Source organism: Amycolatopsis sp. NBC_00345 (genome assembly GCF_036116635.1).
In the GTDB taxonomy this organism is placed as follows: domain Bacteria; phylum Actinomycetota; class Actinomycetes; order Mycobacteriales; family Pseudonocardiaceae; genus Amycolatopsis.
The window spans coordinates 4,406,022-4,427,836 of record NZ_CP107995.1 but is presented as its reverse complement, the minus strand read 5'-3'; the positions used below and the strand labels follow the sequence as shown (position 1 = coordinate 4,427,836).

Sequence of the window (21,815 nt, the reverse complement as noted above, 5' to 3'; positions counted from 1 at the left end):
GGAGCGTGCCGACCGGATGAGGGGACACCGTGGATTTCGAGCTCACCGAAGACCAGCTCACGATTCGCCAGGCGGTCGCGGAGCTCGCGGCCAAGTTCGACGACCAGTACTGGATGGAGAAGGACGCGGCGCACGAGTTCCCGCACGAGTTCTACCGGGCGTTCGCCGACGGCGGCTGGCTCGGCATCACCACCCCCGAGGAGTACGGCGGGCACGGCTTCGGGATCACGGAGGCCTCCTTGCTGCTGGAGGAGATCGCCGCCTCCGGCGCGGGGATGAACGGCGCCAGCTCGCTGCACCTGTCGATCTTCGGCATGCACCCGGTGATCGTGCACGGCTCCGAGGAGATGAAGCGCGAGTGCCTGCCGCGCATCGTCAACGGCGACCTGCACGTGTGCTTCGGGGTCACCGAGCCGGGCGCCGGGCTCGACACGACCCGGATCACCACCTTCGCCCGCCGTGACGGCTCCGACTACGTGGTCAACGGCCGCAAGGTGTGGATCTCCAAGGCCATGGAGTCGGAGAAGGTCCTGCTCCTCACCCGCACCGCGAAGTTCGAAGACTCGCCGAAGAAGACCGACGGGCTCACGCTCTTCCTGACCGACCTCGACCGCGACCACGTCGACATCCGGCCGATCCGGAAGATGGGCCGCAACGCGGTCACCTCCAACGAGCTGTTCATCGACGACCTGCGCATCCCGGAGGCACACCGCGTCGGCGAGGAAGGCCAGGGGTTCAAGTACATCCTGGACGGCCTCAACCCGGAGCGGATGCTGGTGGCCGCGGAGGCGCTCGGGATCGGCCGCGCGGCGCTGCGCCGCGCCGTGCGGTACGCCAACGAGCGGGAAGTGTTCGGGCGGCCCATCGGCATGAACCAGGGCCTGCAGTTCCCGCTGGCCGACTCGCTGGCGCGGCTCGACGCGGCCGAACTCGTGCTGCGCAAGGCAACCTGGTTGTACGACAACGGAAAGAAGTGCGCCCGGGAGGCCAACACCGCGAAGTACCTCTGCGCGGACGCCGGTTTCGAGGCCGCCGACCGGGCGCTGCAGACCCACGGCGGGATGGGCTACTCCGAGGAGTACCACGTGTCCCGGTACTTCCGGGAAGCCCGCTTGACCAAGATCGCGCCACTGAGCCAGGAAATGGTCCTGAACTTCCTCGGTGAGCACGTGCTCGGACTGCCCAGGAGCTACTGATGTTCTCGTTATCCGGCCGATCCGCCCTCGTCACCGGCGCGGGCAACGGCATCGGTGCCGCCGTCGCCAAGGCCTACGCCGCGGCCGGGGCCGCGGTGCTGGTATCGGACCTCGACAAGGACGCGGCCGCGGCGGTCGCGGCCGAGATCACCGCGGCCGGCGGGCGAGCCGATTCGGCGGCCCTGGACGTCCGCGAGGCGGGCCAGGCCGCCGACGTCGCCGAGCAGGCCGCCCGACTGGGCGGCGGGACGCTGAACATCCTCGTGAACAACGCGGGTGCCATCGCACCGGCCATGTTCCCGAAGATGACGGCGGAGCAGTTCCAGTTCGTGCTCGGCGTCCACGTCGGCGGGACCTTCACCGTCAGCCAGGCCGCGCTGCCGCACCTCGCGCAGGACGGCACCGGCCGCGTCATCAACGTCACCTCCGCCGCCGGGCTCGTCGGCACCATCGGGCAGGCGAACTACGGCGCCGCCAAGGCCGGCGTCGTCGGCCTCACCAAGTCCCTCGCCCGCGAGCTCGCCCGGCAGCACATCACGGTGAACGCGCTCGCCCCGCTCGCGGCGACCGCCATGACGGAAAACATCCGCAGCAACGAAAAGCTGGCCAAGCTGACGCTCGAACGCATCCCGTTGCGGCGCTGGGCGGAACCCGGCGAGATCGCCGGGGCGTTTGTCTTCTTCGCCTCGGACGCGGCCGGATACATCACCGGGCAGGTCCTGCCCGTCGACGGAGGGACGGTCATCTGATGCCCGGCTTCACCAGCCCTTTGACGCGCAACGGCCGTGAGGCGCTCATCGTCGACGCGCTGCGCACGCCGATGGGCAAGGCCCACCCCGACAAGGGCTGGTTCCGCGACACTCACCCCAACGTGCTGCTCGGCGCCGTCTACACCGCGTTGCTGGAGTCGGCCGGTGTCGTCCCGGAGACCGTCGAAGACCTGGTGATCGGCTGTACCGCGCCGTTCGGGGAGCAATCGCGCAATGTGGGCCGCAATGCCTGGCTGCAGGCGGGCTATCCGCCCGAGGTGCCCGCGACGGTGCTCGATCGCCGCTGTGGTTCCGCCCAGACCGCGGTCGAGATGGCCGCCGCGCTGGTCGCGTCCGGCACGCACGACGTCGTCATCGCCGGCGGGGTCGAGCACATGCAGCACGTGCCGATGAACGCTCCGGCGAAGATTTCCGAGCTGTACGGCGATCCGTGGCCCGACGAGCTGCGCGCGCGTTACGACTTCGTGCCCCAGGGCGAAAGCGCCGAGCTGATCGCGGACCGGTGGGGGATCACCCGGGCCGAGATGGACGAGTTCGCGGTGCGCTCGCACGCGCTCGCCACCGCGGCGCGGGACGCCGGCCGGTTCCGCCGCGAGATGATCCCGATGGAGCTGGACGGCGAGCGGCGCGTCAGTGACCAGGCCATCCGCCCGGCCACCTCGATGGAAGGACTGGCGGCGCTCAAACCGGCGTTCCGCCCCGAGAACGGCCGGGTCACGGCCGGCAGCTCGTCACCGCTCAGCGACGGCGCGGCCGGCGTGCTGCTCGCCTCCCGCGAGGCGGCCGGGCGCCACGGCTGGACGCCCCGGGCGCGCGTGCTCGACCAGACGACGGTCGGCGTCGACCCGGTCATCATGCTCACCGGCCCGATCCCCGCGACGCGCAAGCTCTTGGAGCGCAACGGTTTGACCATCGACGACATCGACCTGATCGAGATCAACGAAGCGTTCAGCTCGGTTGCGCTCGCCTGGGAGCGCGAAGTCAAGCCGGACATGGCGAAGGTGAACGTCAACGGCGGCGCGATCGCGCTCGGCCACCCGGTCGGCGCGTCGGGCGCGCGGCTGTTCGGCACGCTGCTGGCCGAGATGGAACGGCGGGACGTGGAGCTCGGGCTCGTCACCATGTGCTGTGGCGGTGGTCTGGGGACGGCCACGCTCGTGCAGCGGGTCCGCTGATGATCGACCTGCGGCCGTTCGTCTCCGCCGGCGACGGCGTCTGGTGGGGCCAGGGCGGCGCGGAACCCGAACCGCTGGTCAACGCCCTGCTCGACCAGGTCGGCGAGATCGGTGCGGTCCGCGCCTTCTGTGGCCTGACGTGGAACCCGCGGCTGGCGGGGGACCTGCCCGACGAGCTCACCGTCCTGTCCTACGGCGGGCTGGGCGAGCTGCGCCGGCTGAGCCGGCACGGGCTGCTCGACGTGGTGCCGTGCCACTATTCGGCGCTGCCCCGGATGTTCGCGCGTGGCCAGCTGCCCACCGACGTCGGCCTGGTGCAGGTTTCGCCGCCGGACGGCAAGGGCGAGGTGTCGCTCGGCATCGGGGTCGAGTACGTCGCGGACGCCATCCCGCACAGCCGGGTGCTGGTCGCGGAGGTGAACCACCGGATGCCGCCCACCGCCGGCAGCGCCCGGTTGCCGCTGGAGCGTTTCGCCGCCGTGGTCGAAACGGACCGCCCGCTCGCCGAGGCGTCGACCCGTCCCGCCGACGCGGTGGACCAGGCGATCGCGGACAACGTCGCCGGGCTGATCGAGGACGGCGACACCCTGCAGATGGGCGTCGGTCCGCTGCCGAACGCGGTGCTCGACTCGCTGTCCGGTCATCGCGATCTCGGCTTCCACAGCGGCATGATCACCGACGGCGTGCTGACCCTCGTCGAGAAGGGTGTGCTCACCGGGGCGCACAAGGAAATCGACCGGGGGATCGTCGTCACGGGCGCGGCCTTGGGCACGGCGGAGTTCTACGGGCGGCTCAAGGAGTTTCCCGTCGAGTTCCGGCCGGCCAGTTACACGCACTCGCCGGCGGTGCTGTCCCGGTTGCGCTCGCTGGTCTCGATCAACTCCGCCATCGAGGTCGACCTGCTGGGCCAGGTCGGCGCGGAGATCCGCCGGGGCGTGCACATCGGCGCCGTCGGCGGCCAGGTCGACTTCAGCCGGGCCGCCTCACTGACGGGCGCCCGTTCGATCATCGCGCTGCGCGCCGAATCCGCCGGCGAATCGACGATCTCGCCGGCCCTGCGCGGTGGTGTCGTCACCACCGCACGGGTCGACGTCGACGCCGTGGTCACCGAGCACGGCGTCGCGCTCCTGACCGGGTGCACCGTCGCCGAACGGGCCCGGCGGCTCATCCGGGTCGCGGCGCCGCGGCACCGGAGCCCGTTGGAAAACAGCCTCGCAGACCGGGAGTTGTCATGACCCTGCCCAACGCGGCGGAAGACGAGCGCCGCACGGTGAAGATCCGGGAGGTCGGTCCCCGGGACGGTTTCCAGAACGAGCCCGAAACCATTCCCACGGCCGACAAGATCCGGTTGATCAACGCGCTCGGCCGGAGCGGCCTGAACCGCATCGAGGTCGCCAGCTTCGTCCGGCCCGACGTCATCCCCCAGCTCTCGGACGGGGTGGCGGTGCTCACCGGCATCGACCTGCCCGAGGACGTCGACCGCATGGTGCTCGTCCCGAACAGCCGCGGCCTCGGCAACGCGCTGGCCCACCGCGACCTCTTCGAGGAAGTGGCGTTGTTCGTGAGCGCGTCGGAGACTCACAACCAGCGCAACATCAACCGTTCGGTGGCCGAAACCATGGCGGACGTCAAGAAGATGGGCGAGCGCATCGTCGGCGAGGACCTCGGCTTCTGCGCGGTGATCGCCACTTCGTTCGGCTGCCCGTTCGAGGGCAAGGTCCCGCTGGACCGGGTGCTCGACCTCGCCGAGCAGTTCGCCGAAGCCGGCGCGACCGAGGTGGGATTCGGTGACACCACCGGCATGGGCAACCCGGCGTACGCGTCGCGGTTCTTCGCGGCCGCGCTCGAACGCCTGCCGGGAATCGAGGTCACCGCCCATTTCCACAACACCCGCGGGCAGGGGCTGGCCAACGCCTACGCCGCCTTCGAGGCGGGGTGCCGCAGCTTCGAGTCCAGCTTCGGCGAACTGGGCGGGTGCCCCGTGCCGGCCGGCTCGACGGGCAACATCGCCACCGAGGACCTCGTGAGCATGTTCCACGAGATGGGCGTGGACACCGGGACCGACCTGCCCGCCGTGATCGAGGCGGCCCAGGCGGCCCAGTCCGTGCTGGGCCGCAAGCTCACCAGCCATTCGATCGTCGCGGGCCCGGTCACGTGGGCCCGGCCGGTCGGCTGATCACCCGATATCGACACAGGAGCGTAAACCACATGAGCAACCGCGTCGCCCTCGTCACCGGCAGCGCCCAGGGCATCGGCAAGGGCATCGCCACCACGCTGGGATCACACGGATTCCGGGTCGCCGTCGCCGACCTCAACCAGGAGGCGGCGGAGCAGACCGCGAAGGAGATCACCGTGGCCGGCGGCACCGCGATCGCCGTGCTGATCGACGTCACCAGCACCGAGTCGGTGGAAACCGCGGTGGCGACCGTCGAAAGGGAGCTCGGGCCCATCGACGTGGTCGTGAACAACGCGGGCTGGGACGACTTCATGCCCTTCGTGAAGACCGACGAGGCGTTCTGGGACAAGATCCTCGACATCAATTTCAAGGGTGCACTGCGGGTCATCAGGACCGTCGTGCCCGGGATGATCGAGCGCGGCTTCGGGCGCGTCGTCAACATCGGCTCCGACGCCGGGCGGGTCGGTTCGTCCCTGGAGGCCGTGTACTCCGGCGCGAAGGGCGGCATCATCGCCTTCACCAAGACGCTCGCCCGCGAGGTCGCGACGAAGGGGGTCACGGCGAACACGGTCTGCCCCGGCCCCACCGACACCCCGGCGCTGCGGAAGTTCGCCGAGGGCTCCGGCGACGCCGAGAAGGTGATCGGCGGGATGACCCGCGCGGTCCCGATGAAGCGCCTCGGCACGCCGGAGGACATCGGCCCGGCCGTCGCCTTCTTCGCTTCCGACGGCGCGGGATTCGTCACGGGCCAGACGCTGTCGGTCAGCGGCGGGCTCACGATGTCCTGATGGGGGACACCGAAGTCGCCTGGGCGGGATCCGGCGACTACACCGACATCCGTTACGAGAGCACGTCCGACGGCATCGCCAAGCTGACGATCGACCGCCCGGAGGTGCACAACGCGTTCCGGCCGGAGACGCTGATCGAGATCTCGCAGGCGCTCACTGTGGCCCGCGAAGACGAGTCGATCGGCGTGATCGTGCTGACCGGCGCGGGCGAGAAGGCGTTCTGCTCGGGCGGCGACCAGCGGGTCCGGGGCGACAGCGGGTACCAGTCCGATGGCAGAAGCACCGGCCGGTTCCACGTCACCGACCTGCACGTCCAGATGCGGCGGTGCCCCAAGCCGATCGTCGCCATGGTCGCCGGGTACGCGATCGGCGGCGGTCACGTGCTGCACCTGGTCTGCGACCTCACGATCGCCGCCGACAACGCGGTTTTCGGCCAGGTCGGGCCCCGGGTCGGCTCGTTCGACGGCGGCTTCGGGGCGAGTCTGCTGACCGACCTGGTCGGGCCGAAGAAGGCCAAGGAGATCTGGTTCCTGTGCCGGCGCTACGACGCGGCCAAGGCCGAGGTGATGGGGCTCGTCAACACGGTCGTGCCGCTGGCGGAACTCGAGGCGGAAACCGTGCGCTGGTGCCGGGAAATGCTGGAGCTGTCCCCGTTCGCCCTGCGGCTGATGAAGGCCAGCTTCCACGCGGCCGAGGACGGCTACGCCGGGATCCAGCAGCTGGCCCACGACGCCAACCTGTTGTTCTACGGATCGGCGGAAGCCCAGGAGGGGCGCGAGGCGTTCAAGGAAAAACGTGTCCCCGGCTTCGGCCGGTTTCCCCGGCGAGCTTGACCACCCGAACCCTGAATCAAGTGAGGCGCGATGAATGAACCCGAACCGGCCGAAGCCGTCACCTGGCGCAGTGCGTCGCCAGGAATCACCGTTGTCACGGTGAACCGGCCACCGGCCAACGCTCTCGGGTTGCCGGTCCTCGACGGGCTGCACTCGGCGTTCGATGCCGCGGAGAAGGCCGGTGACGTCAAGGTGATGGTCGTCGAGTCGGCGCTGCCCGGGTTCTTCGCCGCGGGCGCGGACATCAAGCACATGTCCACCATCGACGCCGAGACGTTCCTCGCGTACGGGAACCGCATGCGGTCGGTCAACGACCGGCTGGCCGCGGCGCCGTGGATCTCGATCGCGGCGGTCGACGGGGCCGCGCTCGGGGGCGGCCTGGAGCTCGCGATGGCGTGCACGCTGCGCGTGTGCGGGCCGCGGGCGAAGTTCGGCCTGCCCGAGGTCAAGCTCGGGCTGATCCCGGGAGCCGGTGGGACACAACGCCTTCCGCGGCTCGTCGGCCGGGGACGGGCGCTGGACCTCATGCTGACCGCCCGCCAGGTGCGCGCGGACGAGGCGCTCGCCATCGGACTGGTCGACCGGCGCGCCGACGGTGACGTATTGGAGGCCGCGTTGGCGCTGGCCGCCGAGATCGTCCCGTCCTCGCTGCCGGCGCAGCTGGCGGTGGTGCGCACCGTCGATGCCGCGTTCGAGCTGCCGCTGGAGGAGGGGATGGCCTACGAGGCCACGCAGGAACAGGCGCTGTTCACCGATGGCGACGCGGCCGAGGGCATCACCGCCTTCATCGAGAAGCGACCGCCGAACTTCGCCTGACCCGTGGTCCGGGTGTGCCACCCCCAGCGGAAGGAGCCGGTCGTGAAGATTCCGGATGAGGACTACGAAACGCTGAGGCTCAGCGAGCCGGCTACGGATGTCGCACTCGTGGAGCTGAACCGCCCCAGCCGTTACAACGCGATGACCAACACCATGTTCGACGACCTGGAACGGGCGTTCACGGCGCTCGACGACGAGGACCATTGCCGGGCGGTGGTGCTGACCGGGGCGGGCAAGGCGTTCTGCGCCGGCTACGACCTCGCCGACGCCGAAGACCTCCCCGAGCTCGGCGCGCTGGGCATGCTGGACCAGCAGGAACGGGCGGCGCGAGCCCTGGTCGCGGTGCGTTCGGTCCGGGTTCCGGTGATCGCCGCGGTCAACGGCGCGGCGGCGGGCGGCGGCCTTTCCCTCGCGCTGGCGGCCGACATCCGGCTCGCGTCCACCGAGGCGAAGTTCAACGCCGCGTTCGTCCGCATTGGACTGTCCGCGGGCGATCTCGGCGCTTCCTGGCTGCTGACGCGGCTGATCGGTCCCGCCCACACGAGCGAGATCTGTTTCACCGGGCGAATGGTGCTCGCGGAAGAGGCCGAGCGGCTCGGCTTGGTCAACCGGGTGGCCGCTCCCGACCTGTTGCTGCCCGAAGCCCTGGCCCTCGCCGAGACGATCGCCGCCAACTCGCCCGGCGGTGTGCAGCTGTCGAAGCGCGCGCTGCAGGCCAACATGGAGATTTCGTCGTACGCCGCCGCACTTGAGCTGGAGAACCGCGGCCAGGCGTTGCTGACGCGCAGCTCCGACATGCCCGAGGCGCTGGCCGCGTTCAAAGAGAAGCGCAAGCCCCTGTTCACCGGCACCTGACGCTCCACGACACGACAGTGAGGTCGTCATGGACTTTCCCGAGCTCGAGACCCTGGCCTTCGAAGTGCTCGAAGGGGAGATCGGCGTGCTGCGGCTCAACCGGCCGGACCGGATGAACACCCAGACCGTGCGGATGTTCCACGAGTACGGCGTGGCCGCCCGAGCCCTGCGGGACAGCGGGCTCCGCGCGCTGATCCTGACCTCTGCCGGGGAAAGAGCGTTCTGCGCCGGGTTCGACCTGGACGAGATCGACGTCATCACCCACATGGGAGTGCGGGAGTTCCTGAAGTTCCAGGAGACCGCGACCGGAGGCATCGCGGCCCTGCGGCACCTTCCGTTCCCGGTGATCGCCGCGGTGCACGGGCCCGCGACGGGCGGCGGCATGGCGTTGGCGCTCGCCGCCGACATCCGGCTGGTCGCCCCGTCGGCGAAGTTCAGCGCGGCGTTCGTGAAGGTCGGTCTCTCGGTCGGCGAGCTGGGCACCTCCTACACGCTGAGCCGGCTCGTCGGCCCGGGCCGCGCGGCGGAAATCGGCTACACCGGGCGGCTGGTGGCGGCGGAGGAGGCCGTGGCGATCGGCTTGGCGAACCGGGTGGTGCCCGGCGAGCAGCTGTTCGACGAGGCCGTCGCGATGGCAGCGCGGATCGCGGCGAACTCCCCGGGCGGGGTGCGGATGTCCAAACGGGCCATCCAGCGCAACCAGGAGATCACGTCCTACGCCGCCGCGCTTGAACTGGAGAACCGCGGCCAGGCGCTGCTGACGCGTACGGCGGACATGCCGGAAGCGTTGTCGGCCTTCACCGAGAAGCGCCAACCGCGCTTCACCGGGCGGTGACCTGTGAGCTGGGAGTGGACGCCGGCGGCTCGTCGCGGGCTAACGGAATTCCTCGAAGCCCGCGGGCTCACCCGAGGTCCGGTCACGACCCGCCGGATCGGCGATGGGCACTCGAACCTGACCTATCTGGTATCGGACGGCGAGCGGCAGGTGGTCCTCCGGCGTCCGCCGCCGCCTCCGGTGCCGCCTGGTGCGCACGACATGATGCGCGAGGCGCGGCTGATCGGCGCGTTGCGCGGGACCGAGGTTCCCGTGGCGCGGCTACTGGCTACCGCGGACGCGGGCCAGCTCCTCGATGTGCCTTGTTACGTCATGGGTTTCGCCGCGGGCCCGGTGGTCACCACCCGGACGCCGCCGCCACTCGACCAGCCCAGGGTCCGCACGGCGATCGGTTACGCGCTGGTGGACACCCTGGCCGCGCTGCACGCGGTGGACTGGCGCGCGGCCGGGCTCGCCGACCTGGGGCGTCCCACCGGGTTCACCGAGCGGCACCTGCGGCGGATCACCGGCCTGGCCGCGGGCGAGGACGGCGTGCTGCCCGCGACCTTTGCGCCGGTCCATTCCTGGCTGACGGCGAACATCCCCGCCGAATCCGGTGCGGCCCTCATCCACAACGACTACCGGATCGGCAACGTCGTCCTGTCCACTGAGGAGCCTGGACGCATCGAGGCGGTGCTGGACTGGGAGCTGGCCGCCATCGGCGATCCGTTGTTCGACCTCGGTTACTTCCTGGCTTCGGTCCCGCGGCCGGGCGTCCCGCGCACTCCCACCGAGGAGTTCGGGACCGCTCTGCTCGAACCGGGTTATCCCAGCCGGGAGGACCTGGAGCAGCGGTACGCCGCCCGGACCGGCGCGAACCTGGCGGCGCTCGGCTGGTACCGCGTTTTCGCGCTGTGGAAACTGGCCGCGCTCTACGAATACGGGCGACGGCGGGCCGGCGGCGACCCGTATTACCAGGACGAATCGCTGGTGCGGTCGTTTCTCCGTGAGGCCCATGACGTCGCCGGTGCCGAACCCGGCCCGGGCCTCGGATCGATCGAGAGGAGCCCATGAGCGCCGAATTCGAGGACGCCCTCGTCCCGGGGCCGGACGCGGTCCACCACGACCGGTTCTTCGACCGGTTCATGCTCAACCTGCACCCCGCGGACGCGACGGCGCCGTCGGTCATCACCGGCCTCGGCCACTACCCGGCGAGGAACGTCGTGGACGGGTTCGTCGTGGTCAGCACCGGCACGGAACAACGCAATGTCAGGTTCTCCACCGAGCTGTCCGCCACCACCGGCGACGGCGCCGGGCCGCTGTTCTTCCACGTTATCGAGCCGAACCGCTGCTGGCGGATCCGCGTGGCGGACAACCCGGCCGGCGTCGCGCTAGACGTGGTCTGGACGGCGCGGACTCCGTATTGGCTGCGCGAGGTGGAACTCGGCAACAACGCCGGGCCGCCGACGAAGTTCGAGCACCTCGTCCAATCCGGACGCTACCGGGGCACGCTGACTCTCGACGGCGTCACGCACCAGGTCGACGGGTGGTACGGGCAGCGGGACCGTTCGCGTGGGGTGCGGAACCTGGGCGGTGGGCAAGGCCTGCATCTGTGGTGCCAGGCGCAGTTCCCCGATCGGTCGGTCGGCTTCCTGCTGGTGGAGAACCGGCAGGGGGAGCGGCTGCTGGCCGAGGGCGCCGTCCTGCACGAGGACGGCACCGTGGACGACGTGGTCGACGTGGGCCATCGGCTGAGGTTCGCGGACCTGGACCTGATCGACGGCACGGTGATGGTGACGACTGCCGCCGGGCGCGTCTACCACCTCGACGCCGACGCGTCGGCCGGTGGCGGATTCATGGCCGGGGCGGGCTACGGCGGCGGGCACGGTGTGCGGCGTGGGCGGGGGTTTCTGGACCATGAGGTCTACCGGCTCGATGGGTCGGTGAGCCCACGGACCCTGGACACCTCCCTGACCGACCGGTTGTGCGCTTTCCGGTGGGGCAGTACGCGGGGGACTGGGATTCTCGAGTTCGCACTTAGCCGTAGTGGGTCGTATCGTTACCGGTCTACTTTGGACTAGCTTCCGGAGCTGGGGTCCCGCTGCCGGGTCACCGTGAGATCTGCGGCTCGGCCGCCCCAGCCTTGGTTGCGTTGGACGCACCGAACGCCACATTGGGTGCGGTGGGCGCATCGGCAGACGTATTGCCAGTGGTGTTCGGCCCTGGTCTGGTCTGGCCGCGGGACTGGGTTGACGCCCATCTGATCAGCGCCGCGCTCGAGATCCACGCCGATGATTCGGCTGGCGGGTACCGGTTCATCGCCGATGCCCGAACGTGACGTGGCTGACCGATGTCACCGAGCATCCCAGCGCGGAGGGCAAGCTGTATCTGTGCGCGGCGCTGCGCAACGCGATCGTACTGCGTAATCCGCTCGGCGTGATCGTGCACTCTGATGGAGGCTCCCCGTTCCGGTCTGCGAGCTACCGGCGACTGCTGCGCGGCTACGAGCTGACCGGGTCGATGGGCCGAGGCGGACGCGGAGCGACCAGGTAAGGACAGCGGAATCTCGCGACGTTGGCCCGGTTTTGGAGGTTCCTCGCTATGTGCCGGGGTCAGGCGGCTGCCTCATGCCCGGCCCCGGTTGCGGTGTCTCTCGCCCGGTTTTCGTGCAGTGGCGGCGGTTTTGTCGCATACACCCGCCCTGTCGGTGTGGTGATGGTGCCTTCACCGCCGGGTGCCGTGGTGCAGGACCAGCCTGGTTCGTCTTTGAGGCGGTGGTGTCGTCGGCAGCGCGGGCCGAGGTTGTCTTCGGCGGTCTGGCCGCCCTTTGCGAAGTCCCGGGTGTGGTCGATATCGCTGAACTGCGACGGACGACGACAGCCCGGGTGCTGGCACACCCGGTCCCGCACCTGCACCAGGTCGGCGAGGGCGGCTGGTGGCCGGTAGCGGGTGCGGCCGACGCTGAGGACCTGCCCGGTGTCGGGTTCGGTGATGATCCGCCGCCACACCGAATTCGGGTCTGCGGCGAGTGTCCGTGCCAGCCACGCCGGAACCGTGCCGCAGCCCGAGAGTTCGGCGGGCTCCTCGTTCAATCCGGCCAGCGTCAAAAGGTCCACATAGACATAGACAACGGGCTTGATGCCACTGTCACCCGGCGCCCGGTTCAGCAACCGATCAACCAAGACATCCGCACGCAACTGCTCCAACGTCCGGGACTCGCCTCCGCGACGCAGCCTCCGCGCCTCCTGATCGAGGGAGATGTAGATCGCCGAGGCGTGTTCCACGGGCAGGTCACACAGCAAGGTGGACATTGTCTCGTCTTGATGAATGAGGCAGATGTTACGGTCGCGCCGTCGCGCCCGGGATCTTCGCTCATATCCTTCGGCGTCCACTTTCTGCACCACTCGATTCACGGCGGCCCGTAACGACGACGGATTCTTTCCCGCCAACCGGGTCGCGACAATCGCGTCGACCTGGCGGGCTAGCTCGTCAGTGAGGACGATGGTCGGCTCGAATACCATCCGCGCTTTGAACGCGTCGATTTCTCCGCGCCGGAATGCTGCGAACGTCTCCGGCAATCGGGTCGTCAAGGCTTGCGCCAACGCGACATCAGCCCCAGCACGCCGCTCTGTCACCGACAACTCCAACGCCAGCTCGGCCGCCACCGACCGGGCAGAACCACCTGTCGCCGCGAACAATGCGACATCAGCTGCCTGCTCGGCCTCCAGTTGTGCTACCCGGATGGCCCGTTCATGAATCCGAGACAAAACATCGGAAGCGTCCTGTAAAGAAGAATCCCCATAATTGCTCACCCTTCAATTTTACCGACGCCACCCACCAAAAACGTCACCGAATCGAGTGAACAAAAATCTCCATATCAACAGCAGCCGGACAGCAGGAGCGGCGGCTCAGACCGACCGCTGCTTCTTGCCGGCCTCGGTGGCGGCCATGCTGCTCCGCTTGACTTCCGCCCACTCGTCGTCCGACAGGGCGGTGAGCCCGGCGAACGTTCCCGGGCCTGCGAGCATCTGGCCGCCGTCTATGGCGATCGTCTGGCCGGTCAGGTAGTCGCAGGCGTCCGACAGCAGGAACATGGTCAGGTTGGCCAGTTCTTCGACCGTGCCGGCGCGGCCGGCCGGGATCTGGTCGACCTGGGTCGCGCCGAGGGCGCTGCTGTCCGTGGGATTCAGCATCGCCCACGCGTACTCGGTCGGGATCGGGCCGGGCGCGACCGCGTTGAGGCGGATGCCGTAGCGGGCCCACTCGACGGCGAGCGACATGGTCATGGAGTGCACGGCGGCCTTCGCCATCGCCGAGGGCAGCACAAACGCCGAACCGGTCCAGACCCAGGTGGTCAGGGTGGACACCACGCTGCCCGGTAGGCCGTCGGCGATCCAGCGCTTGCCCGCGGCCAGGGTGGTGTGGAACGAGCCGCTCATCACCGTCCCGGTCACTGCTTCGAACGCGCGCGGGCTCAGATCCTTGCTCTGGGCGATGAAGTTGGCGGCCGCGTTGTTCACCACCCCGCTGAGCGGCCCGTGCCCGGCCCAGATCGCCGCCATTGCCGCGTCGACGGCGTCGTACTGGCGCACGTCCACCGTCTGGATGTGCACGCTGCCGCGCCGCGCCGCGCCGGCCTGCTCGGCGGCCTCTTCCAGCACTGCTGCCCGCCGCCCCCAGAGATGGACGTCCGCGCCGTGGGCCACGAGCTGCCCGGCCAGGGCACGGCCGAGGCCGGTACCGCCGCCGGTGATGAGGAACTGCTTACCCGCCAGGAGATCGGTACGGTACGGCGAGCGGGCAGCGGGGTTCGACATGGCGGTGGCTCACTTTCCTGGATCCCGGGGCTGGGCGTGGTGACCGGACCGGCGAACGAGTCAGGAGAGCAGCCGTTTGGCGATGATCTCCCGCTGGATTTCGTTGGTGCCACCGTAGATCGGCGGTGCCAGCGCCTTGCGGACCTGGAACTCCATGCCGTACTCGCGGGCGTAGCCGTAGCCGCCCATCATCTGCATGGCTTCCAGCGCCGTGTTCTTCGCGATCTCCGTGCACCGCATCTTCGCCATCGCGCTCTCCTGGGCCAGCTGGTCCTCCTGCCCGGCGTCGATCCGCTCGGCGACGTCGTAAAGGAACGAACGCGCGAACGCGATGTCGGTCGCCAGGTCCGCGATCCGGTGACGCAGCGCCTGGAAGGTGGCGATCTTCTGCCCGAACGCCTCCCGCTCCTTGACGAACGCGATCGCGTCGTCCAGCGAGCGCTGGGCGCTGCCCACACTCATCGCCGCGATGATCAGCCGCTCGACCCCCAGCCCGCGCATGAGCTGCTTCCAGCCATTGCCCACGGTGCCCACCACGGCGGACGCCGGCACGCGGACGTCGGTGAAGAAGACGTCGTTGCAGGTCCGGGCTTCCATCGTCCGGACTTCCCGCATCTCGATGCCGGGCGTCGCGCACGGCACCATCAGCAAGGTCAGACCCTGGTGCTTGCCGCGGGTGGCGTCCTCTCGCCCGAGCACCAGCAGGTGTTCGGAGATGTGCGCCGCGGAGATCCAGGTCTTCTGGCCGTTGACGACGTAGTCACTGCCGTCGCGAACCGCCTTGACCCGGACCCCGCCCAGATCCGACCCGGCGTCCGGCTCGCTCAAGGCGATCGCTTCGAGCCGGCCGGCGACGAGGTTGGCGACGACCGTCTTCTTCTGGTTGTCGTTGCCCCACTTCAGATACGTCTGTGCCGCGGTGAGGCTGCTCGAGTACGCGGTGATGGGCGCGAGCCCGCGCGAGGTCTCTTCGAGGAAAACGCATTCGTCGACGAATCCGGCGCCACCACCGCCGCAGTCCTCGGGAAGGGACACGCCGAGCCAGCCGTGCGCGGCGAGTTTCGCCAGGATCTGCGGGCTGTTGGCCAGCGTGCCGTTCTCGGTGAGGGCGTCGCGCTGGGCCTGTGTCCCGCATTCACGCGCACAGAACTCGCGGATCACCCGGGCGAATTCGGTCTGCTCCGCGGTCAGTCGCATCGGCCGTGCCCGTCAGTTCCCGCGGTAGGCGGAGAAGTCGGGCTGGCGCTTTTCGTTGAACGCCCGGATGCCCTCCTTCGACTCGTCCGTCTCGCCGAAGAGCTTGAGCGTCGTGTACGCCATGTTGCCGATGCTGACCATGTGCTCGGTGTCGGTGTTGAACGACTGCTTGAGCACCTTCAACGCGGTGGGCGAGTACTGCAGGATCTGGTCGGCCCAGGCCCGGACTTCGTCACGGAGCTTCTCCGCGGGCACGACCTTGTTGACCAGCCCCCAGTCCAGCGCCTCTTCGGCGGAGAGCCGGCGCAGCATGAACCAGATCTCGCGAGCGCGCTTCTCGCCGACCACGCGGGCCAGGTAGCCGGAGCCGAGGCCGGCGTCGAAGGAGCCGACCCGGGGACCGTTCTGGCCGAAGGTCGCGGTGTCGGCGGCGATCGTGAGGTCGGCGAGCACGTGCAGGACGTGGCCGCCGCCGATGGCGATGCCGTTCACCGCCGCGATCACCGGCTTGGGGACGTCACGCATCACCCGGTGCAGCGACTCGACCTCGAACAGCCCGCTCTGCGAGGGGCCGTAGTCGCCGGTTTCCATGCGCTGCTTCTGGTCGCCACCGGAGCAGAACGCCTTTTCGCCCGCGCCGGTCAGGCAGAGGGCGCCGACCTCGTCGCTGGCCCAGGCCCGCTTGAACGCCAGGATGAGCTCGTCGACGGTCTGGGCGCGGAACGCGTTGTAACGCTCCGGCCGGTTGATGGTGATCCAGGCCAGACCGCGCTCGACCTCGTACTTGATGTCGGTGAAGTTGTCCATCACCCTGCCTTCCGCTCCGTTGCCGACGCAGGCGCTGTCTTTCGGCCTGACCATTTGCGACTGTAGACGTGATAACGATCGTTTACAAGTCGGCGTCGTCGTGGACGTGACCTGGCGTCGTGGCACCGATGGTGCTCGGAGTCGTTGATTATCCTGCGGTTGTTTGAAAGGTTGGACCTTTAGCAGACGTGTCGACGTCCTGGATAGTCGACGTCCTGGACATCAGTGGAGGAACCTGTGCTCGAACTGACGGTGGCGGAACTCGCCGAGGCCCGGGACCTGGGTCTGGGCGCCTCGGCTTGGCGCCGGGTGGCGCAGGCCCGGGTCGACACGTTCGCCGACGCGACGGACGACCACCAGTGGATCCACGTCGACCCCGCCCGCGCGGCCGGCGGCCCGTTCGGGGGCACCATCGCCCACGGCTACCTCACGCTTTCGCTGGTGCCGGCCATGTTCAAGGAGATACTGGTGATCAAGGACCACGCCCGTGGGCTCAACTACGGCTTGGACCAGGTGCGGTTCACGTCGCCGGTTCCGGTGGGGAGCGAGATCCGGCTGGCCGGCGTGATCTCCTCGGCGGCCAGGCGGGACGACGGCGGCGTGCGGTACCGCGTCGCCTTGCGGATCGAGATCAAGGGCCAGGAGCGGCCGGCGATGGTCGGCGAGTCGATTTTCGTGACCTACGCGCGGTAGGCGCTGCACCCGGCCGGCGTCAGCCGAGGCTGTGGTGGTGCACGGCCGCCACGATGCACGGCTTGCCCGCCCGGTTGCGCCCCGTGACGCGGGTGAGGGCGAGGCTCCGGCCGCGGCTCACGACCTCGGCCTGGATCTCGGCGACGTCCCCGTGCGGAAACGGCCGCAGGTAGCTGACGGCGATCGAGGCCGGGTTCAGGGTCGCGGTGAGGGTGGACAGCGCCGCGCCGGCCACGAGCCCGGCTGCCCACAGGGTCACCCCGCCGTGCAAGGTTCCGTGGGGGTTCACCAGCTCGTCCGCGACGCCGAAGCGAAGCTGGGCGCGACCCTCGGCCGCGCCGACCTCTTGGCGAAGGTCGTTGAGGACGCTCGCGGTGGCTCGGCTGTGGTGCCCGGGGAGGACGTCACCGTCCGGCCCAGGCCCGCGGCCGACGAACCGTCCCCACTGGCGGCTCCGGGCGATGAGCCGGCCGTCTTCGCCGAAGACGGAGCCTTCGGCCAGCCCGGCCGCCGCCCCCACGTCCACGGTCCGCCCGCGCGCCGAAAGCCACGTTCCGTTCCCCGGCAGGGGCCGGAGGAAGTCGACGGAGATCTCGGTGCTCACCGACCAGCGTTCGTCGGGCGCCTGCGCGATCAGCGCGTAGCCGAGGATGTTGTCCACGAGCACCCCGATCGACCCGGCGCCGCCCAGCCCGTCCGACCACGGCCCCAGGAGCATGCGCGCCCGGACTTCGCCGTCGGTGTAGGCGAAACCGTCGACGGCGAACAGCGCCTCGGGCCCGCCGGGCAGGAAGGCCGGCTGCCGGGGCGAGGTGGTGGTGTCCAAGAAGGGTCTCCCGGTGGCGAACATCGTGCGGGGCGGGGATCGGGAACGTCAGGGCGTGCTGGTGAGCTCGGCGAACCGCCGGCGCACGATCGGGGCCCACTGCGCGCGGAACGCCTCGATCCGGCGGGCGACCCGCCGCCCCACCCAGTCCGGCAGCAGCGCCTCCGGCAGCTGCGGATCGACGCGCGGGAATTCCTGCCATTCGCTCATCAGCCGGATGTGCGTGAAGAGGGTCTCGTCCGGCCCGTCCGGGCGCACGTCGTTCATCGCCGCCCAGGCCTGCTCGTACCGGGTCCGCAGGTCGTCGAGGTCCCAGCCGCGTTCGACGATCTCCTCGGCGGGGATCCCGATGGCGCTGACGTTGCCGGTGAAGGCGAAGGTGTGCTGCTCGAGTTCGAGCTGCTCCAGCAGCTGCCGTACTTCCGCGGCCCGCTCGACGTGCGGGGTCAGCCACAGCCCGGGAAGCGGGTTGCCGAAGCCGGCCCAGGTGAGCCCCGCGTAGAGCGGGCGCCGGGCCCGGCGCATCGACTGGGGGATCGTCGTCCACAACGCCAGCCAGGTCCCGTCCCAGCTGCTGAACGGGTCGCTGAGCGAGTAGACGCGGCTGGAGCCGGTTTCGAAGATGTGGACCAGTTTCGGGGTCAGGGTCCAGCACACCTCGCGTCCCTGGCGCTCCGGCTGGAGCCACCCGGACGCCGAGGCCCTGGCGATCGCCTGGCGGGCGGTCTGCTCCTCGAACCCGAGTCCTTTGAGGAGGTGCACCAGCGTCGAGGTCCACACGGGCTGCCCGGTGGGCCACACCAGCTCGCCGAGGATCGTGATGAGCAACGATCTCGCGCTTCCGTGCGCGAGGGGCGCGTCCGCGGTTCCGGGCGACAGCGTGTCCAGCGCCTCGGGGGTCGGCATGGGGCCTCCTCGTCTCCGGGTCGCACGGCGATGGTGACCGGACGCCCGTGCCGTGGCCTAGATTCTACATGACGCGCAACTGAGTACGGCAGCGTGTAGACTTCGTGGGCTTCGGGCGGTAGGATTCCGTCCACCCTCTGTGCGATTCCGCGATTCCTCCGATGTTCGCCGCGCCTTTTCCGCGAGCGTGAGGAACTTGTCATGCCCTATGTGATCGCTGATTCCTGCATCGACGTGATGGATCGTTCCTGCATGGACGAATGCCCGGTCGACTGCATCTACGAAGGAAAGCGCAAGCTGTACATCAACCCCGCCGAGTGCATCGACTGCGGGGCCTGCGAGCCGGCTTGCCCGGTCACCGCGATCTCCCTCGACACCAAGGTGCCCGGCGGAAAAGCCGAGTTCGTCGGGGACAACGCGAGGTTCTTCGAGGAGCCGTTGCCGGGCCGTGAGGAGGCCATCGGCGCGCCCGGGGGAGCGGCGGTCACCGGTGCCATCGGGGTGGACACCGAGCTGGTCGCCGGATTCGGGGACGCCGGATGACGCACGAGGCCGACCTCCTGATCGTCGGTGCCGGGCCGGCCGGCCTGTTCGCCGCCTACTACGCCGGTTTCCGCGGGCTCTCCGTGGTGGTGCTGGACTCGCTGCCCGAGCCCGGCGGCCAGATCAACGCGATGTACCCGGAGAAACGGATTTCCGACATCGCCGGCTTCCCGGCCATCCGCGGCCGGGAGCTGGTCGACCGGCTGCTGGACCAGGCCGCCCCGTTCCGGCCCCGGTACCTGCTCGGGCACCGGGCCGAGACGCTCGAACCCGGGTTCGCCGTGACCACCCACCGCGGTGAGCGGGTCACGGCGAAGGCGGTGGTCATCACCGGCGGGATCGGCACGTTCACCCCACGCCCGTTGCCCGCGGCCCAGCGGTTCGAGGGCACCGGGCTGGCTTATTTCGTGCGCAGGCCGGACGAATACGCGGGCGCGGACGTGGTGATCGTCGGCGGTGGCGACTCCGCGTTCGACTGGGCGGAAACGTTGCACCCCTTGGCGAAGTCGGTCACGGTCGTCCACCGCCGCGACACCTTCCGGGCCCATCCGGCCACGGTCGCCGCGGTGCGGGCGAGCCCGGTCGAGATCACCACCGGCGCCGAGGTGTCCAAGGTGCTGGGGCGCGAGGCGATCGAGCGCGTGGAGATCACGCGGGGCGACGAGGCGTGGACGCTGTCCTGCCAGCGGATCATCGCCGCGCTGGGGTTCACCGCGAACCTCGGGCCGTTGCTGGAGTGGGGCGTCGACATCCGGAACCGGCGGCACATCCCGGTCGGCTCGTCGATGGCCACCAACGTCCCCGGGATCTTCGCCGCGGGCGACATCAACGACTACCCGGGGAAGGTGCGGCTCATCGCCGTCGGCTTCGGCGAGGCCGCGACCGCGGTGAACAACGCGGCGCATTTCATCGATCCCGGGCAGCCGGTTTTCCCTGGTCATTCCACGGACACTGCGACCAGTTGAGCGAGGACGGCCGGTGGGCAGGCGGGTTCCGCCGGCCCGCCGGCCGTCGGCTTTTCCGGGGTACGCGGATCGCGGAAAGCACGTATATCTACGTGTTGTTGCCCCGGTCACAGCGCCATAGCTTGAGTTATCGAGCGGCGTCATCCGGCGGAATCGCGGTGCACGAGGGCCACAGCAAAGGAGCTGAACATGGTTATGGCGTATGACAGCTTGTTCATCGGCGGAGGCTGGGTAGCACCCGCGTCCGGCCGCCGTATCGAGGTCGTCAACGCGACGACCGAAGAATCGCTCGGCAGCGTCCCGGAAGCCGGAGAGCAGGACGTCGACCGCGCGGTCAGCGCCGCTCGGCAGGCGTTCGACGATTCCCCGTGGGCCACCGCGTCCCCTGCGGAACGGGGCGACGTGCTCAACCGGTTCGCGGACGCGCTGGAAAAGCGCGGCGAGCAACTGACCCGGGCGGTCAGCCTCCAGAACGGCATGCCGCTGAGCCTGAGCGAGCAGTTCGAAGGCGGTTACGCGGTGGCCCTGCTGCGGTACTACGCCGCGCTGGCCGCTTCGACCGAGTTCGAAGAGCGGCGCCCGTCACCACTCGGTTTCGACACCCTGGTCCGGCGCAGCCCGGTCGGCGTGGTCGGTGCGATCGTGCCGTGGAACTACCCGGTTGTCCTCGCCGTCACCAAGATCGCCCCGGCGCTGGCCGCGGGCTGCACCGTCGTGGTCAAGCCGTCGCCGGGCACGGTGCTCGACAGCTTCCTGCTGGCCGAGGCGGCCGAGGAGGCCGGCGTGCCGCCGGGCGTGCTGAACTGGGTTCCCGGCGGCCGGGAACTCGGCGCGTACCTGGTGTCGCACCCCGGCGTCGACAAGATCGCCTTCACCGGCTCCACCGCGGCCGGGCGGACGATCGGGGAACGCTGCGGCGCCCTGCTGAGGCCGGTTTCGCTGGAACTGGGCGGAAAATCGGCCGCGGTCATCCTCGACGACGCCGATCTGGACAAGGTGACCGAGGGCCTCTTCTTCGCCTCGCTGGCCAACAACGGGCAGACCTGCATGGCGTGCACCCGGATCCTCGCGCCGCGCAGCCGTTACGACGAGGTGGTCGAATCGCTGGCCGGCTGGCTCGGGGGCCTGCAGGTCGGCGACCCGCTGGAGCCGTCGACGCAGGTCGGCCCGCTGGCTTCGGCCGAGCATCGCGAGCGGGTCGAGGGCTACATCGCCAAGGGGCGCGCGGAAGGCGCGCGGCTGGTGGTCGGCGGCGGCCGTCCCGCCGGGCTCGACCGGGGCTGGTTCGTCCAGCCGACCCTGTTCGCCGACGTGGACAACGCGTCCACGATCGCGCGGCAGGAGATCTTCGGCCCGGTGCTGTCGGTCATCGCCTACGACGGCGACGAGGAGGCGGTGCGCATCGCCAACGACTCCGAGTACGGCCTCGGCGGCAGCGTCTGGTCGGCCGACTCCGAGCGCGCCACGTCGGTCGCGCGCAGCGTGCAGACCGGAACCATCGGCGTGAACGGGTACGTGCTCGACCTCAACGCTCCCTTCGGCGGGGTCAAGGCCAGTGGCATCGGGCGCGAGTTCGGCCCGGAAGCCCTGGCCGGTTACCTCCAGCTCAAGTCGATCTACCTGCCTGCCTGAAGGAGA

Annotated in this window: 22 protein-coding genes and 1 pseudogene; 17 read left to right on the top strand and 6 right to left on the bottom strand. The window is 69.7% G+C overall.

From position 1 onward, the window contains the following. Positions 1-29 precede the first annotated feature (29 nt). The 13 genes and pseudogenes from OG943_RS19385 to OG943_RS19325 all read left to right on the top strand — a co-directional run. Positions 30-1,196, top strand: coding sequence for an acyl-CoA dehydrogenase family protein (locus OG943_RS19385; protein WP_328611193.1), 1,167 nt, complete (start codon positions 30-32; stop codon positions 1,194-1,196). Then, complete coding sequence (locus tag OG943_RS19380; protein ID WP_328611192.1) at positions 1,196-1,945, top strand: SDR family NAD(P)-dependent oxidoreductase; 750 nt, start codon at positions 1,196-1,198, stop codon at positions 1,943-1,945. The genes OG943_RS19385 and OG943_RS19380 overlap by 1 nt, the downstream gene beginning before the upstream one ends. Beyond that, positions 1,945-3,141 carry a thiolase family protein gene (locus OG943_RS19375; RefSeq protein WP_328611191.1) on the top strand — a complete coding sequence of 399 codons (1,197 nt, stop codon included), beginning with the start codon at positions 1,945-1,947 and terminating at the stop codon, positions 3,139-3,141. The genes OG943_RS19380 and OG943_RS19375 overlap by 1 nt, the downstream gene beginning before the upstream one ends. Further along, positions 3,141-4,376: an acetyl-CoA hydrolase/transferase family protein gene (locus OG943_RS19370; protein ID WP_328611190.1), complete on the top strand. Its 1,236-nt coding sequence runs from the start codon at positions 3,141-3,143 to the stop codon at positions 4,374-4,376. Before OG943_RS19375 ends, OG943_RS19370 begins: the two co-directional genes overlap by 1 nt. Further along, on the top strand, positions 4,373-5,317 hold the full coding sequence (locus OG943_RS19365) for a hydroxymethylglutaryl-CoA lyase (RefSeq protein ID WP_328611189.1): 945 nt from the start codon (positions 4,373-4,375) through the stop codon (positions 5,315-5,317). The genes OG943_RS19370 and OG943_RS19365 overlap by 4 nt, the downstream gene beginning before the upstream one ends. A 32-nt stretch (positions 5,318-5,349) precedes the next feature. Then, complete coding sequence (locus tag OG943_RS19360) at positions 5,350-6,105, top strand: SDR family NAD(P)-dependent oxidoreductase (RefSeq protein ID WP_328611188.1); 756 nt, start codon at positions 5,350-5,352, stop codon at positions 6,103-6,105. Beyond that, positions 6,105-6,938 (top strand): 1,4-dihydroxy-2-naphthoyl-CoA synthase, encoded by an 834-nt coding sequence (menB, locus tag OG943_RS19355; RefSeq protein WP_328611187.1) that lies wholly within the window; start codon positions 6,105-6,107, stop codon positions 6,936-6,938. The genes OG943_RS19360 and menB overlap by 1 nt, the downstream gene beginning before the upstream one ends. Before the next feature lie 30 nt (positions 6,939-6,968). Then, positions 6,969-7,754 (top strand): enoyl-CoA hydratase-related protein, encoded by a 786-nt coding sequence (locus OG943_RS19350; protein ID WP_328611186.1) that lies wholly within the window; start codon positions 6,969-6,971, stop codon positions 7,752-7,754. A gap of 42 nt (positions 7,755-7,796) precedes the next feature. Beyond that, the gene (locus OG943_RS19345) at positions 7,797-8,609 is read left to right on the top strand and encodes an enoyl-CoA hydratase/isomerase family protein (RefSeq protein ID WP_328611185.1); all 813 of its coding nucleotides are present in this window, start codon (positions 7,797-7,799) and stop codon (positions 8,607-8,609) included. A gap of 28 nt (positions 8,610-8,637) precedes the next feature. Continuing rightward, a complete protein-coding gene (locus OG943_RS19340; RefSeq protein WP_328611184.1) occupies positions 8,638-9,444 on the top strand; it encodes an enoyl-CoA hydratase/isomerase family protein in 807 nt (268 codons plus the stop codon). A gap of 3 nt (positions 9,445-9,447) precedes the next feature. Further along, complete coding sequence (locus tag OG943_RS19335; RefSeq protein ID WP_328611183.1) at positions 9,448-10,497, top strand: phosphotransferase family protein; 1,050 nt, start codon at positions 9,448-9,450, stop codon at positions 10,495-10,497. Further along, a complete protein-coding gene (locus OG943_RS19330; RefSeq protein ID WP_328611182.1) occupies positions 10,494-11,504 on the top strand; it encodes a DUF7064 domain-containing protein in 1,011 nt (336 codons plus the stop codon). The genes OG943_RS19335 and OG943_RS19330 overlap by 4 nt, the downstream gene beginning before the upstream one ends. A gap of 149 nt (positions 11,505-11,653) precedes the next feature. After that, a pseudogene (locus OG943_RS19325) lies at positions 11,654-11,958 on the top strand (hypothetical protein); the annotation flags it as partial. Positions 11,959-12,035: 77 nt separating this feature from the next. On the opposite strand, the gene OG943_RS19320 reads toward OG943_RS19325, so the two are convergent. From OG943_RS19320 to OG943_RS19305, 4 genes are all read right to left on the bottom strand, one after another. Further along, positions 12,036-13,235 carry an HNH endonuclease signature motif containing protein gene (locus tag OG943_RS19320; RefSeq protein WP_328611181.1) on the bottom strand — a complete coding sequence of 400 codons (1,200 nt, stop codon included), beginning with the start codon at positions 13,233-13,235 and terminating at the stop codon, positions 12,036-12,038. Positions 13,236-13,331: 96 nt separating this feature from the next. After that, positions 13,332-14,240: an SDR family oxidoreductase gene (locus OG943_RS19315; protein WP_328611180.1), complete on the bottom strand. Its 909-nt coding sequence runs from the start codon at positions 14,238-14,240 to the stop codon at positions 13,332-13,334. Positions 14,241-14,300: 60 nt separating this feature from the next. Further along, positions 14,301-15,437, bottom strand: coding sequence for an acyl-CoA dehydrogenase family protein (locus OG943_RS19310; RefSeq protein WP_328611179.1), 1,137 nt, complete (start codon positions 15,435-15,437; stop codon positions 14,301-14,303). Positions 15,438-15,449: 12 nt separating this feature from the next. Then, positions 15,450-16,298, bottom strand: coding sequence for an enoyl-CoA hydratase-related protein (locus OG943_RS19305; RefSeq protein ID WP_442874747.1), 849 nt, complete (start codon positions 16,296-16,298; stop codon positions 15,450-15,452). 183 nt (positions 16,299-16,481) lie between these two features. Here OG943_RS19305 and OG943_RS19300 point away from each other — a divergent pair, with 183 nt between their 5' ends. After that, on the top strand, positions 16,482-16,937 hold the full coding sequence (locus tag OG943_RS19300; protein ID WP_328611178.1) for a MaoC family dehydratase: 456 nt from the start codon (positions 16,482-16,484) through the stop codon (positions 16,935-16,937). A gap of 19 nt (positions 16,938-16,956) precedes the next feature. On the opposite strand, the gene OG943_RS19295 is transcribed toward OG943_RS19300, so the two are convergent. Together OG943_RS19295 and OG943_RS19290 are read right to left on the bottom strand one after the other, a co-directional pair. Beyond that, complete coding sequence (locus OG943_RS19295) at positions 16,957-17,763, bottom strand: PaaI family thioesterase (RefSeq protein ID WP_328611177.1); 807 nt, start codon at positions 17,761-17,763, stop codon at positions 16,957-16,959. A gap of 48 nt (positions 17,764-17,811) precedes the next feature. Further along, positions 17,812-18,669: a PaaX family transcriptional regulator gene (locus tag OG943_RS19290; RefSeq protein WP_328611176.1), complete on the bottom strand. Its 858-nt coding sequence runs from the start codon at positions 18,667-18,669 to the stop codon at positions 17,812-17,814. Between the two features lie 201 nt (positions 18,670-18,870). Between OG943_RS19290 and fdxA the strand changes: the two genes are divergently transcribed. The 3 genes from fdxA (at position 18,871) to OG943_RS19275 (ending at position 21,809) form a co-directional block, all read left to right on the top strand. Beyond that, positions 18,871-19,212 (top strand): ferredoxin, encoded by a 342-nt coding sequence (gene fdxA, locus OG943_RS19285; RefSeq protein WP_328611175.1) that lies wholly within the window; start codon positions 18,871-18,873, stop codon positions 19,210-19,212. Next, positions 19,209-20,177 carry an NAD(P)/FAD-dependent oxidoreductase gene (locus tag OG943_RS19280; protein ID WP_328611174.1) on the top strand — a complete coding sequence of 323 codons (969 nt, stop codon included), beginning with the start codon at positions 19,209-19,211 and terminating at the stop codon, positions 20,175-20,177. Before fdxA ends, OG943_RS19280 begins: the two co-directional genes overlap by 4 nt. Before the next feature lie 189 nt (positions 20,178-20,366). After that, positions 20,367-21,809, top strand: coding sequence for an aldehyde dehydrogenase (locus OG943_RS19275; RefSeq protein ID WP_442874746.1), 1,443 nt, complete (start codon positions 20,367-20,369; stop codon positions 21,807-21,809). Positions 21,810-21,815 lie beyond the last annotated feature (6 nt).